The sequence below is a fragment of the uncultured Roseobacter sp. genome (genome assembly GCF_947493125.1).
Classification (GTDB): Bacteria; Pseudomonadota; Alphaproteobacteria; order Rhodobacterales; family Rhodobacteraceae; genus Roseobacter.
Map to the genome: position 1 here is coordinate 93,304 of NZ_CANLQB010000004.1, position 13,792 is coordinate 107,095.

Sequence of the window (13,792 nt, forward strand, 5' to 3'; positions counted from 1 at the left end):
ACATGCCGTCCCGTGACACGGAACCGAAAACCCCTTGGGGTCTCGTCCTCGCGCTGTGGGGCGCGGGGCTCGGTGCCGCCGCGCAATACGGCAAGTTCAGCGCGATTTTCGACCAGCTGCCCGCCGTTTACCCCGAGGCGGGCGCGGCCCTTGGGCTGATCGTGTCGGTGGTCGGGCTGTTGGGCATCTTCCTCGGCGTCGCGGCGGGCGTGATGGTCGCCCGCATCCGCTATCGCCGCGCGCTCTTGTGGGCGCTGTGGATCGGCGCCGCGCTCTCACTCTTCCAGGCGCTGCTGCCGCCGCTGCCGTGGATGCTGGCCAGCCGCGCGCTGGAAGGGCTGTCGCATCTCGCCATCGTCGTCGCCACACCGACGCTCATCGCCCAGATCTGCGCGCCCAAAGACCGCGGCCTCGCGCTGACCCTCTGGGGCACCTTCTTCGGGGTCGCCTTCACCGTGCTCGCCTGGGCGGGCCTGCCGCTGGTGGCCTGGCAGGGCATCCCAGCTCTGCTCGCCGCCCACGGGCTCTACATGGCCGCCTTCGCGCTGCTGCTCGCGCACCGCCTGAAAGCGTTGGAGATCGACACGGACGCCCCCGCGCTCTCGCTTGGCAAAGTCCTGCGGGACCACGTTGAGATCTACAGCTCACCCTATATCTCGGCGCCCGCCATAGGCTGGCTGTTCTACACCTTCTGCTTCGTCTCGATCCTGACGGTGCTGCCAGCCTACATCGCGCCCGAGGTCCGCGCCTTCGTCATGGGCGCGATGCCGCTCGTCAGCATCGCCTCCTCGATGACGCTCGGCGTCTTCCTGCTGCGCTTTGTCCCTGCGATCAACGTCATCCTGATCGGCTTCGCGGGCAGCGTGCTCGCCATGATCGCCCTCTGGCTCGCACCGGGCGCACCCGCCGCCTGTCTCGCCCTTGCCGCCACCATGGGGCTGATCCAGGGCGCCAGCTTCGCCGCCGTGCCCCAGCTCAACCGCACCGCCGACACCCAGGCCCGCGCCAACGGCGCTTTGGCCCAGACCGGCAACATCGGAAACACCCTCGGCACCCCAATCATGGCCATCACCGCAGGCAGCCTGGGCTACGCCGGCCTGCCCATCCTGGCGGGCCTCGCCTTCCTGCTCGGAGGCGCCGCGCATCTCGTTCTTGCCAGGAAACGTCAGCAGGCGTAAGGTTCCCGCTTCGTTCTCACTTTTTCATTGGCACTTCCGGGCATTCCGCCTATGTCTAGCACGTTGAACGGGGGTGGCTGATGGCCGAGTTGAAACACATCGAAGTGCGCGGCGCGCGCGAGCACAATCTCAAGAGCATCGACGTGGACATCCCGCGCGACAAACTCGTTGTGATTACAGGGCTTTCGGGCTCCGGCAAGTCCTCGCTCGCCTTCGATACGATCTATGCGGAAGGCCAGCGCCGCTATGTCGAATCGCTGAGCGCCTACGCGCGGCAGTTCCTCGACATGATGCAGAAGCCGGACGTGGATCATATCGCCGGATTGTCGCCCGCGATTTCCATTGAGCAGAAAACCACTTCGAAGAACCCGCGCTCCACAGTCGGCACCGTCACCGAGATCTACGACTACATGCGGCTCCTCTTCGCTCGCGTCGGCACACCCTATTCCCCCGCAACCGGCAAGCCCATCGAGGCGCAGCAGGTGCAGGACATGGTCGACCGGATCATGGCGATGGAGGAGGGCACCCGCGCCTATCTCCTCGCCCCGATCATCCGCGACCGGAAAGGCGAGTACCGCAAGGAATTCCTCGAACTCCGCAAGCAGGGCTTCCAGCGCGTCAAGGTCGACGGGCAATTCTACGAACTCGACGAGCCGCCGACGCTCGACAAGAAATTCCGCCACGACATCGACGTGGTGGTCGACCGCATCGTCGTCCGCGAAGGGCTGGAGACGCGGCTCGCGGACAGCTTGCGCACCGCGCTGGACTTGGCGGACGGCATCGCGATCCTTGAGACGGCCCCCAGCGAAGGCGACCCCGCGCGCACCACCTTCTCCGAAAAATTCGCCTGCCCGGTCAGCGGCTTCACCATCCCCGAGATCGAGCCGCGGCTCTTTTCTTTCAACGCTCCCTTTGGCGCCTGCCCGGAGTGTGATGGCCTCGGGGTGGAGCTCTTCTTCGATGAGCGCCTCGTGGTGCCCGACCAGAACCTGAAGATCGCCGATGGGGCGCTCGCCCCCTGGCGCAAGGGCAAGAGCCCCTACTTCCTGCAAACCATCGAAGCCATCGCGAAACATTACAAGTTCAAGCAATCGACCAAATGGAAGGATCTGCCCGAGAAAGTGCAGCAGGTCTTCCTCTACGGCTCCGGCGAGGAGGAGATTGCCTTTCGCTATGACGAAGGCGGCCGCGTCTATCAGGTGACCCGCACCTTCGAAGGCGTAATCCCGAACATGGAGCGCCGCTACCGCGAGACCGACAGCAACTGGATCCGCGAGGAATTCGAGCGCTACCAGAACAACCGCCCCTGCGGCGCCTGCGGCGGCTATCGGCTGCGCGAAGAGGCGCTGGCGGTGAAGATTGGCCCGGCAGGCGAGGCGCTGCACGTCGGCCAGGTGGTCGAGATGTCGATCCGCGAGGCTTTTGACTGGTGCGAGACCGTGCCCGAACACCTCACTGCTCAGAAGAACGAAATCGCCCGCGCCATCCTGAAAGAGATCCGCGAACGCCTCGGCTTCCTGAACAACGTGGGCCTCGAATACCTCACGCTCAGCCGCAACGCGGGTACGCTCTCGGGCGGCGAGAGCCAGCGCATCCGCTTGGCCTCGCAAATCGGCTCCGGCCTCACCGGCGTGCTCTACGTGCTGGACGAGCCCTCCATCGGCTTGCACCAGCGCGACAACGACAGGCTGCTGCACACACTCAAGAACCTGCGCGATCAGGGCAACACCGTGATCGTGGTGGAACACGACGAAGAGGCGATCCGCGAGGCCGATTACGTCTTCGACATCGGCCCGGGCGCGGGCGTGCACGGCGGCGAAGTCGTGGCCCACGGCACACCACGCAAGATCGCCGCGTCGAAGACATCCATCACCGGGCAATATCTGACCGGGGTCCGCGAGATTTCAGTGCCCGCAGAGCGCCGCCCCGGCAAGAAGAAGTCGATCCAGGTGGTCGGCGCAAGCGGCAACAACCTGCAGAACGTGACCGTTGATTACCCGCTGGGCAAATTCGTCTGCGTGACAGGTGTCTCGGGTGGCGGCAAATCCACCCTGACCATCGAAACGCTGTTTAAGACCGCGTCGATGCGTTTGAACGGCGCGCGCCAGACCCCGGCGCCCTGCGAAACGATCAAGGGGCTGGAACACCTCGACAAGGTCATCGACATCGATCAGCGCCCCATTGGGCGCACCCCGCGCTCGAACCCTGCGACCTACACCGGTGCCTTCACGCCGATCCGCGACTGGTTCGCCGGGTTGCCCGAAGCGAAGGCGCGCGGCTACAAGCCGGGGCGGTTTTCCTTCAACGTGAAGGGCGGACGCTGCGAGGCCTGTCAGGGCGACGGCGTGATCAAGATCGAGATGCACTTCCTGCCGGACGTCTACGTGGAATGCGAAACCTGCAAGGGCGCCCGCTACAACCGCGAGACGCTGGAGATCAAGTTCAAGGGCAAGTCCATCGCCGATGTGCTGGATATGACCGTGGAGGACGCGCAGGCGTTCTTTCAGGCGGTGCCGTCGATCCGCGAGAAGATGGATGCGCTGATGCGCGTCGGCTTGGGCTATATCAAGGTGGGCCAGCAGGCGACAACGCTCTCCGGCGGTGAGGCGCAGCGGGTAAAGCTGTCGAAGGAGCTCAGCAAGCGCTCCACGGGGCGCACGCTCTATATCCTCGACGAGCCGACCACGGGCCTGCATTTCGAGGATGTGCGCAAGCTTTTGGAGGTGCTGCACGAGCTGGTCGATCAGGGCAATTCGGTGATCGTGATCGAGCACAATCTCGATGTGGTGAAGACGGCGGACCACATCATTGATATCGGACCAGAAGGCGGCGATGGTGGCGGCCAGATCGTGGCGACCGGTACGCCGGAAGAGGTGGCCGAGGTCGCCGAGAGCTACACCGGCAAATATCTCAAGCCGATGCTATCGCACGCCAAGCGCGTTGCGGCTGAATAGGAGCGCCGGAGCCACGCCGGGCCGTGCACGCGTTGCGTGCACGGCCCGGCGTGGCTCCTCCCCAGCTCAACCGTTAGTACGAGCCAGCACCATCGTGCGCAGCGCACCGACGTGATACCGACGTAATACCGACGCGATACAGACAGGCCACCGACGGTTGATTTGCCATTGCTCGGGATCAATCCAGCGCAGCACCGATCAGGACCAATACGACGATGACTGCGACCGCAAAAACCCACCCGGGCGCGGTCAAACTGATGTCGGTTTTCAGCTTTTGGACGATAGTGTCGATCGACGTGGGCGGTCTTTTCTCATCCTGCATGAGGCATCTCCTAAATCTGACGGTTATGCTCAGAATTTGGGGATGCCATCGGTTGTCTGCAATATTGCTCAGCGAATTTTCGATCACAGCGGATGTCAGAGGCGGAGAGACGCCGACGCCATCAGTCCCGGGTCTTGGCTTCAAACCTCGGCAGCATCGCCGAGAAGTCCTGTCCCATACCACCTTCCTCCTCGACAAACTTGCGGTAGAGCTCCAACGCCCGCGCGCCCATCGGCGTATCCGCACCAACGGCCTCTGCCGCCTGTTGCGAGAGGCCCAGATCCTTCAACATCAACTCAGCGGCAAACCCCGGTTTATATCCGTTGTCGGCTGGGCTTTGCGGGCCCACGCCTGGCGCGGGACAATAGGCATTCATCGACCAGGAATAACCCGACGACGTGCTCACCACATCGAACATCTTCTGCCGGTCCAGGCCCAGTTTGTCCGCCAAGGCAAAGGCCTCGCAGGTGGCGATCATGGTGGCGCCAAGGATCATGTTGTTGCAGATCTTGGCCGCCTGGCCGGCGCCCGGCCCGCCGCAATGCACCGCCTTCTGACCCATGATCTCGAAGAGCGGTTGCACCTTCGCGAAGGCCTCCTCCGACCCTCCGGCCATGAAGGTGAGCGTGCCCGCCGCCGCGCCACCGATGCCTCCGGACACGGGCGCATCCACAGCCATCACCTCGTGCCCCGCAGCCTGATCCGCCACCGCACGGGCGCTGTCCACATCGACGGTCGAGCAATCGAGCAGCAGCGCGCCGGGCCTCATCTTGGGCAGCACCTCGTCCGCAACGCGCCGCAGGATTCCGCCGTTGGGCAGCATCGTCACAACGATATCCGCGCCGTCTGCCGCCGCGGCCGCAGAGCGCGCCATGGTCAGCTGGTCAACCTGAGAGACAACCGTGTCGAACCCGGTCACATGGCACCCGGCCTTGGCCAGATTTGCAGCCATCGGGGCACCCATGTTTCCCAAACCGATAAAGCCGATCTTGAGTTGCGCCATATTGTCCTCCTCCAGCTGCAATCTGTGTTTTCCCAGCGGCATCAGCATCTTGCTGACCGACGCGGCGGGCACCGACTGATCAGCGTATTGCCAGGCCGGCGTGCGGTCTTTGTCGATGATGGCGGCGCGGATCCCTTCCAGAAAGTCCCCCAGTTCCATGGACCGGTAGGTGAAGCGATACTCCAGATCCAGGGCCTTTGCGATGGTAAGGGAGGGCCCGCGCAAACGGTGCACGATCTCGAGCGTACAGGCCATCGACAGCGGGCTGTTGCGGTCCATCTGTGTCAGGGTTGCCTGGGCAAAGTCGTCCGTATCGTGCTGCAGGCTGTTGAGAATGTCGGAGAGGCTCTCGCCTCCGAAATGCCGGTCAATGTCGTGCTGCAGCCCTTCCAGGTGCCCGTCGCCGGGTGGTGTTGCTGCAGCGGTGACGCACTCGACAGAGGCGCCGCTTTCCAGTTCAGCAATCAACGCGGGCCAGTCGGACTCGTCGATATAGTGATCCGCGAACCCCGCATAAATCGCGTCGGCTGCAGACATGCGGGCGGCCGTGATGCCCAGATATTCTCCAACGCGGCCCGGTGCCAAGGCCAGCATCAGGGACCCGCCCACATCTGGGATCAGACCAATGCCGCACTCGGGCATCGCGATCTGGCTGCTTTGACCGACAATGCGGTGCGATCCATGACAGCCGATCCCCACACCGCCGCCCATCGTGAACCCCTGCAGAAAGGACACGATGGGCTTGGGGTAGTTGAAGATCTTCGCATTCAGCCGGTATTCATCAGCCCAGAAGCGGCGGCCATAATCGAAATCGCCCGCCCTCCCAGTCTGGTACATGTCCGCGATATCACCGCCTGCGCAAAAGGCACGCTCGCCATCCGCATCCAGCACCACCTGGGCGACCTTGTCGTCGGCCCGCCAGCGCTCAAGCGCCGCCTCGATGTCCAGGCACATCTGATAGGTCAGCGCATTGAGCGCGTCTGGCCGCGTCAGGGTGATACGGCCCGTTGAGCCAATGGTCCGGATGAGGATGTCGGTCATGTGCGTCACCGCGCTGAAACTGTCCCCGGCGTGTATCGCTTGGGAGAGAGGGGCATTCAAGCGCAAGTCGCACACACCCTGCGTGCCTAGTCAGCTGATTCGAATCAGTTAGGTAGCCATGTTCATGTCAAATTCTTTTTCCCAAATCCGAGAACAGTCTGTTTCTTGGCTTGATCTAAGGGGGAATTTCATCAGGATTTGCTGCAGAATTGAAACATTGAAGGGCATGTATTGCTGTCGTATCGAAGATGCGGATCAGGATTAATCAAACATTAATAATGAGTTAATCTAAATGTCGACCTCAAGAGCCGATCAAGGTACCGCGTTAACCCTCCGCTAAGAAGTCTTTGCAGCAAAACTCCGCTCATATTAGAAGAATTTGAGTAAAAAGTTCTCGCAGCTATCGGGGCAAATGCTGCGATCAACGTAAAAGGTGTAGGGTAATGGGTTTGAGAAAGACTGCGTGTGCAGCTCTGGTATATGCCGTTTGGACAGGTGCTCTCTCCGCCGCACCTGTCCACGCCTATTTCGATCTGGTTGGCCACCAAGGCCTGCAGGCCGCCGGCGATAGCCTTGAGTTCGAGAGCGGCGATCTGACATTGTCCGCGACGGGCCATCTCTTGAATGACGATGGTTCCATCGGGGATATCCGCCGGATTGGCCAGTATGGGTATGAGACCGCTTGGGATTGGTCCTCGCACTCCTGGACCGTTCAGGGCGGGGGGCTGGGCGTGACCACCGGCCATCGCGACTCGCATCAGGTCGATAGCCGCAAGGGCGACGAGGTGATCAAACTGTCGTTCAACAAGACGGTGACGATTGAACGCCTGTATTTCAGCCTTGTGGACTGGGACGATGATTTCGCCTTCTCGGTCGTGGATGGTGAGGATGCCGGGGCGTTCTATCCACATGTTGATATTGTGGGTGAAGGCTACGGATACTACGATTTCCACCAGGACTGGACCGGCACGATGTTCGGCATCGGTGCTGCGAACAGCACCTGCCACAAGCGGGGCAAAACCTACAGCTGTGACAATTGGGACAACTTCAAGCTCAAGGGCGTGAAGGTTTCTTACGACGATATCTCACCCGTGCCTCTGCCGGCGGCGGGTTGGATGCTCATCGCCGCGATTGGCGGCATGGGGTTGATGCGCCGGCGCAAGTAATTCAAATCGCGTAACGATTTTACACGGTCGGGGCGGCTCTTCGGAGCCGCCCTTATTCATTCATTCCATTGGCTTGAAATTGAACTCGCCACCTTCCTTGATGCCCGAGGGCCAGCGAGAGGTAACCGTTTTCGTGCGCGTATAGAACTTGAACGCGTCAGGCCCATGCTGGTTGAGATCACCAAAGACGGACTTCTTCCAGCCGCCGAAGGTGTGATAGGCGAGCGGCACCGGGATGGGCACGTTTACACCGATCATGCCGACATTGACACGGTTGGCGAAGTCCCGCGCCGCGTCGCCGTCACGGGTGAAGATCGCGGTGCCATTGCCGTACTCGTGGTCCATGGCCAGCCCAAGCGCGTCCTCATAGCTTTGCGCCCGCACGGTGGACAGAACCGGCCCGAAGATCTCGGTTTTGTAAATGTCCATGTCCTTTGTCACATGGTCAAACAGGTGGGGGCCGACAAAGAACCCGTCTTCGTAGCCCTGCAGGCTGAAATCGCGCCCGTCGACCACCAGCTTGGCGCCCTGGTCGATACCGCTTTGCACAAGGCGTTCGATGTTGGCCTTGGCCGCCCCCGTGACAACCGGGCCATAGTCGATGTCGTTGCCCGCGGTATAAGGACCGACCTTCAGCTTTTCGATGCGCGGGACGAGCTTCTCGATCAGCCGATCCGCCGTTTCATCCCCCACAGGCACAGCGACGGAGATCGCCATGCAGCGCTCGCCTGCGGCTCCATATCCGGCGCCCACCAATGCGTCCGCCGCCTGATCCATATCCGCGTCCGGCATCACGATCATATGGTTCTTGGCGCCACCGAAGCACTGGACGCGTTTGCCCTGCGCGCAGCCGGTGCCATAGATGTATTCGGCAATCGGGGTGGAGCCCACAAATCCGATGGATTGGATCACCGGGTCATGCAGGATCGCATCCACTGCCTCCTTGTCGCCATTCACCACCTGCAGCACGCCTTTCGGCAAGCCCGCTTCTTCCATCAGCTCTGCGAGCATCAGAGGCACGGACGGGTCCCGTTCGGACGGCTTGAGAATGAAAGCATTGCCGCAGGCGATGGCGGGCGCGAACATCCACATCGGGATCATCGCAGGGAAGTTGAAGGGGGTGATGCCGGCGGTGACACCCAGCGGCTGGCGCATGGAGTACATGTCGATGCCGGGGCCTGCGCTGTCGGTATATTCACCCTTTAAAAGCTGCGGCGCACCGATGCAGTACTCCACCACCTCAAGGCCCCGCTGCACGTCACCGGCGGCGTCGGGCAAGGTCTTGCCGTGTTCGCGGGAGAGCGCCTCGGCCAGCTTGTCCATATCCCGGTTCAGAAGATCCACGAATTTCATCAGCACCCGCGCGCGACGCTGCGGGTTCACCGCGGCCCAGGCCGGTTGCGCCTCGGCAGCATAGGCCACGGCCTGTTCGACTTCGGATCTCGAGGCGAGCGGGCACTTTGCCTGCACCTCTCCCGTGGCCGGATTCATCACATCCGCGAAGCGGCCTGAGGTGCCTTTCACATGGGCGCCGTTGAGATAATGGGTAAGCTCTTGCATCTGTGTCCTCCGCGATTTGACTGGCCCGGTCGGGGTCGCTTGCAGCATAGTCTTGCAAAAACCCGGGTGAAAGAGGGAAGCTGGCAAAGCTGTTTTGTGTTTTTGCAAAGCGACAGAGTGCCATCGGGCAGGGGATCATCGGCGAGATGGATGCAAATTGGGACGATCTGAGGTTGTTTCTCGCGGTTGCGCGGGAACAGTCACTGTCCGGCGCCGGCAAGACCCTGCGGCTCGATCCTGCGACGCTGGGCCGCCGGATGCAGCGGCTGGAGACGGCGTTGCAGACCACGCTCTTTGCGAAGTCACCCCAGGGCTATGCTTTGACCGACGCGGGGCAATCGCTGCTCGCGCGGGCTGAAACGGCGGAGCGGGCGATGCGCAATGCCGTCGCGGACCTCCCTGCGTCGACGGACGCTTTGAGCGGGCAAATCCGGATCGGTGCACCGGACGGCTGTGCGAACTACCTGCTGCCGCAGGTGTGTGCGGCGATCTGCGATCAGCATCCCAAGCTGGATGTTCAGATCGTGGCCCTGCCTCGGGTCTTCAACCTGTCGCGTCGCGAAGCGGATATGGCGATTGCGGTCAGCGCACCGACGGCCGGGCGGCTGGTCGTGCAGAAGATTACCGACTATCAACTGCATCTCGCTGCTGCGGAGGGATATCTGGGATCAAATCTGCCCATCCAGCAGTTGCAGGACCTTCGGGGGCACCGTGTTGTAGGCTATATCCCGGATATGATTTTCGACCGTGAACTGGACTACCTCCGCGATCTCGGTATCACGCGGGTGCCGCTGGCGTCCAATTCGGTCTCCGTGCAGATCAACTGGATCCGGCAAGGTGGTGGCGTCGGTATCGTGCATGATTTCTCGGTGCCCGCGATGCCAGGCGTGCGTCGGATCCTGACCGATGAGATCAGCTTGACACGAGCCTTTTACCTCATTCGCCATGCAGATGATCGGCGTAACCTGCGGTTGAGCCTGTTTGCCAAGGCACTCACCGCAGGTTTGCGCGCAGAAGTTGCACGGCTTGAAGCGCTGGCTTGACTTGGTGCCCCTTTGCGGAGACGCTGGAGCGACGCAACAGGGCTTAAGGAGGTGCGGCATGTTGGTGTCCCAAATTCTAAAAACCAAGGCTTTACATGATATTGTGACGGTCTCGCCGGCGACCTTGGTGAGCGAAGCCGCCAAAGTCCTATCCGAGAAACGGATCGGGACGGTGGTCGTCTCTCGTGATGGAAGTACCGCAGACGGTATCCTGTCCGAACGCGATATTGTCCGCGAGATCGGCGCACGCGGGGCGGGGTGCCTGTCCCATTCGGTGGACACCCTGATGACGACCAAGTTGATCACCTGCGGCAGCGAAGATCCCGCAGACGCCGTTTTGCAGAAAATGACAGATGGGCGGTTTCGCCATATGCCTGTCGTGGAGGGCGGCAAACTCGTTGGCGTGATCTCGTTGGGCGATGTGGTCAAGGCCAAGCTGATGGAGCTGTCGATGGAGAAAAACGCGCTTGAAGGCATGATCATGGGGTACTGACGCGCGCCTGCGTTAACCTCTTGCATTTGCCGGTCTGAAATGGTCCGGTGGCCGCAATATCCACGACAGGAGAGCCCACATGCGCGTTGGACTCTATCCAGGCACCTTCGACCCGATCACTCTGGGTCATATCGACATCATCCGACGCGCCGCAGTCCTTCTAGATCGCCTTGTCGTGGGCGTGGCGATCAATCGCGACAAGGGCCCGCTCTTTGATCTGGAAGACCGTGTGGCGCTGATCGAGGCGGAATGCGCCGAACTGGCCCGCCAAACCGGGATTGAGATCGTGGTCCATCCCTTCGAGAACCTGTTGATCGACTGCGCGCGCGATGTCGGCGCGCAGATCATCGTGCGCGGACTGCGCGCCGTTGCGGATTTTGAGTATGAATACCAGATGGTCGGCATGAACCGACAGCTGGACGACACCATCGAGACTGTGTTTCTGATGGCCGAGGCGCAGCATCAGGCGATCGCGAGCAAGCTCGTCAAGGAGATTGCACGACTGGATGGTGACATCAGTAAATTCGTCACCCCGCAGGTGCGCAAAGCCCTGCTGTCGCAGCTTGGCAAGACCTAGAGCAGCTTGCCCATTCGCGCGGCGACTTCGATAAGGCGATTGGAAAACCCCCATTCGTTGTCGTACCAAGCCAGCACGCGCACCCATGTGCCGTCCTGAACGCGCGTCTGATCCTCAGCGAAGACAGCGCTCTGCGGGGCTTGCTTCAGATCAGATGACACAAGCTGGCGGTCGGTCGTTGCAAGGATGCCGGCCATCGTGCCCGCCGCAGCCTGCCGAAAAGCGGCGTTCACAGTCTCCACATCCGTTGTGCGGCTCACCTCCACCGAAAGATCGATGCAGGAGACGTTCGGCACAGGTACGCGGATGGCCTGGCCGGTGATGCGCCCAGCCAGATCGGGCAGCACCTCACCGAGTGTCTGAGCTGCGCCGGTGGTCGTGGGGATCATCGACACGGCCGCAGCCCGTGCGCGATAGAGATCGGTGTGCGGCGCATCGTGCAGGCTTTGATTGCTGGTATAGCAATGCACGGTGGTCATCATGCCGCGCCGGATGGTGAAAGCGTCGTGCAGGATCTTCACAATCGGGACCAGGCAGTTGGTGGTGCAGGAGCCGTTGGAGATCAGCAGATCGTCCGCTGCAAGTGTGTCGGTGTTAATGCCCTCAATAATCGTTTTGGCGGCGCCCTTGGCCGGGGCCGACAGCAATACCCGGCGGGCGCCGCGCGACAGATGCTCGCGAGCGCGGACGGGATCGGTAAACCGGCCGCTACATTCCAGAACGATGTCGACATCGGGCCAGGTGACGGCGCTTGGATCTTGGATATCCGTGATGCGGATCGGTCCTTGGCCAAGATCCAGGCCTGCCTCGGAGTAGGTGAGAGGCCCGCGGTAGGGTCCATGGGTAGAATCAAACTCAAAGAGATGTGCCAAAGTGTCCGCGGGTGCCGGATCGTTGATCGCAACAACCTGCATGTCCGCGTGACCGCGTTCCATGAGCACACGCAGCACGGTCCGCCCGATACGGCCAAATCCGTTGATCCCAAGCCTGAGTGCCATTGCCGTCCTTCCTTGCAGCAGGGGGGTGACACAACCGCCCCCGGACCTCTATCTCCAGAAGGAGAGCCAATCGATCAGGTCGAAGAGCTTTTTGCCGACAAACACGACATGCTCCGTCCCGAAAAGCAGCATGTCCACCATCACAAAGCCGATGATGAGCACGCCCAGGACAAGCGCGATGCGATTTGTCATGAAAGCCTTTCTCGCCCGAACCTCAAACGGGGCAAGGCCCCGCCTGCCGTTGTATGCCAGCCCGTTCGGTGACCCGCAAGCCGTGTCGCGTCAGCCCAGGTGACCCATGCTGACGGCGACATCCGCCATGCGCGCCGAGAAGGCCCATTCGTTGTCATACCAGGCCAACACGCGCACGGTGCGCCCACCCACTACCTTGGTCTGATCGGGGGCGATGATGCAGCTGTGTTCAGTGTGGTTGAAATCGATGGAGACCTTGGCCTCGGGGTCGTACGCCATAACGCGGGACATTGGCCCCCTGGCGGCCTGCTCGAGAGCCGCGTTGACTTCCTCGACCGTCACGTCGCGCGGGGCCTCGAAGGTCAGGTCGACGGCTGAGACATTCGGTGTCGGCACCCGCATTGCTGTGCCATCGAGCTTGCCGGCCAAGTTGGGCAGGACTTCTCCGAGCGCCTTTGCGGCACCGGTTGAGGTCGGGATGATCGCCATCGCGGCAGCGCGGGCGCGGTAGAGATCGTCATGGCGGCGATCCAGCGTCGGCTGGTCACCGGTATACGAGTGGATCGTGGTCATGATCCCGCGCTCGATGCCAATGGCCTCGTCCAGCACCTTGGCCATGGGGGCCAGGCAGTTGGTGGTACAGGAGCCGTTGGAGACGACCGCATCGCTGGGCAGCAGATCGCGGTGGTTCACGCCGTAGACAATGGTGCGGTCGACCCGCTTGGCCGGCGCCGAGATCAGCACGCGCTTGGCTCCACGGTCGATGTGCGTCTTGGCCTTCTCGCCGTCATTGAACTTGCCGGTACATTCCAGCACCACGTCCACGCCGGTCCAGTCGAGGGCGTTCATGTCGTAGGTCGACATCATCCGGATCGGGCCGCGCCCGAGGTCGAGCGAGTTGGCGCCCACCACCACGTTGCCGGGGAAGCGGCCATGCACCGAATCGTATTTGATAAGATGTGCTGCGGTTTCGAGAGGTCCGGTGGCGTTGATCGCGACCACGTCGATGTCGTTTCGTCCGGATGTTGCGATATGGGCCAATGTGCAGCGCCCGATGCGTCCGAACCCGTTAATACCGACTTTGATGGTCATGATCACTCTCCAAACCCAACATATGCCGCCTCTATAGCCGGAAATGCTGCACCGCGTCATGGTTAAAATGACGTGTTTTCCGAGTGTTAGCGATAAACCTTGGCAGCAGGCCGTCGCAAAACCGACATGTGAGCGCAACCATCGGCGGATTGCCAAAGCGGAACCATCGCTCT

The 13,792-nt window shown here is 61.8% G+C and carries 12 protein-coding genes and 1 pseudogene; 6 read left to right on the plus strand and 7 right to left on the minus strand.

Annotation, left to right across the window (positions count from 1 at the left end; genetic code table 11):
* Positions 1 to 2: 2 nt before the first annotated feature.
* Positions 3 to 1,178, plus strand: a complete 1,176-nt coding sequence (locus Q1A71_RS09595; protein WP_299674633.1) for an MFS transporter — start codon at positions 3 to 5, stop codon at positions 1,176 to 1,178.
* Between the two features lie 80 nt (positions 1,179 to 1,258).
* Positions 1,259 to 4,132, plus strand: a complete 2,874-nt coding sequence (uvrA, locus tag Q1A71_RS09600) for an excinuclease ABC subunit UvrA (protein WP_299674636.1) — start codon at positions 1,259 to 1,261, stop codon at positions 4,130 to 4,132.
* A 178-nt stretch (positions 4,133 to 4,310) separates the two neighbouring features.
* Here uvrA and Q1A71_RS09605 read toward each other — a convergent pair whose 3' ends face one another.
* From Q1A71_RS09605 to Q1A71_RS23650, 3 genes and pseudogenes are all read right to left on the minus strand, one after another.
* On the minus strand, positions 4,311 to 4,454 hold the full coding sequence (locus Q1A71_RS09605) for a hypothetical protein (RefSeq protein ID WP_299674639.1): 144 nt from the start codon (positions 4,452 to 4,454) through the stop codon (positions 4,311 to 4,313).
* Between the two features lie 121 nt (positions 4,455 to 4,575).
* Positions 4,576 to 5,499: a 3-hydroxyisobutyrate dehydrogenase gene (gene mmsB / locus Q1A71_RS23645; RefSeq protein WP_366140237.1), complete on the minus strand. Its 924-nt coding sequence runs from the start codon at positions 5,497 to 5,499 to the stop codon at positions 4,576 to 4,578.
* Positions 5,482 to 6,498: pseudogene (locus Q1A71_RS23650) on the minus strand (enoyl-CoA hydratase/isomerase family protein); the annotation flags it as partial. The pseudogene Q1A71_RS23650 and the gene mmsB, both read right to left, overlap by 18 nt.
* A 443-nt stretch (positions 6,499 to 6,941) precedes the next feature.
* Between Q1A71_RS23650 and Q1A71_RS09615 the strand changes: the two are divergent.
* Positions 6,942 to 7,664 (plus strand): VPLPA-CTERM sorting domain-containing protein, encoded by a 723-nt coding sequence (locus Q1A71_RS09615; RefSeq protein WP_299674645.1) that lies wholly within the window; start codon positions 6,942 to 6,944, stop codon positions 7,662 to 7,664.
* A 60-nt stretch (positions 7,665 to 7,724) separates the two neighbouring features.
* Here the strand turns inward: Q1A71_RS09615 and Q1A71_RS09620 are convergent, their stop codons facing one another.
* Complete coding sequence (locus Q1A71_RS09620; protein WP_299674648.1) at positions 7,725 to 9,224, minus strand: CoA-acylating methylmalonate-semialdehyde dehydrogenase; 1,500 nt, start codon at positions 9,222 to 9,224, stop codon at positions 7,725 to 7,727.
* 146 nt (positions 9,225 to 9,370) lie between these two features.
* Between Q1A71_RS09620 and Q1A71_RS09625 the strand changes: the two genes are divergently transcribed.
* The 3 genes from Q1A71_RS09625 (at position 9,371) to coaD (ending at position 11,337) form a co-directional block, all read left to right on the plus strand.
* Positions 9,371 to 10,267, plus strand: a complete 897-nt coding sequence (locus Q1A71_RS09625) for a LysR family transcriptional regulator (RefSeq protein ID WP_299674651.1) — start codon at positions 9,371 to 9,373, stop codon at positions 10,265 to 10,267.
* 58 nt (positions 10,268 to 10,325) lie between these two features.
* Complete coding sequence (locus Q1A71_RS09630; RefSeq protein ID WP_299674654.1) at positions 10,326 to 10,760, plus strand: CBS domain-containing protein; 435 nt, start codon at positions 10,326 to 10,328, stop codon at positions 10,758 to 10,760.
* A 79-nt stretch (positions 10,761 to 10,839) separates the two neighbouring features.
* Complete coding sequence (gene coaD / locus Q1A71_RS09635; protein WP_299674657.1) at positions 10,840 to 11,337, plus strand: pantetheine-phosphate adenylyltransferase; 498 nt, start codon at positions 10,840 to 10,842, stop codon at positions 11,335 to 11,337.
* Here coaD and gap (Q1A71_RS09640) read toward each other — a convergent pair.
* The 3 genes from gap (Q1A71_RS09640) to gap (Q1A71_RS09650) form a co-directional block, all read right to left on the minus strand.
* Positions 11,334 to 12,335 carry a type I glyceraldehyde-3-phosphate dehydrogenase gene (gene gap, locus Q1A71_RS09640; protein WP_299674660.1) on the minus strand — a complete coding sequence of 334 codons (1,002 nt, stop codon included), beginning with the start codon at positions 12,333 to 12,335 and terminating at the stop codon, positions 11,334 to 11,336. The two genes, coaD and gap (Q1A71_RS09640), sit on opposite strands and share 4 nt — an antisense overlap.
* Positions 12,336 to 12,383: 48 nt before the next feature.
* Positions 12,384 to 12,527: a hypothetical protein gene (locus Q1A71_RS09645; protein ID WP_299674663.1), complete on the minus strand. Its 144-nt coding sequence runs from the start codon at positions 12,525 to 12,527 to the stop codon at positions 12,384 to 12,386.
* Between the two features lie 90 nt (positions 12,528 to 12,617).
* Entirely contained in the window at positions 12,618 to 13,619 is a 1,002-nt protein-coding gene (gene gap / locus Q1A71_RS09650) for a type I glyceraldehyde-3-phosphate dehydrogenase (protein WP_299674666.1), read from the minus strand.
* Between the last annotated feature and the right edge of the window lie 173 nt (positions 13,620 to 13,792).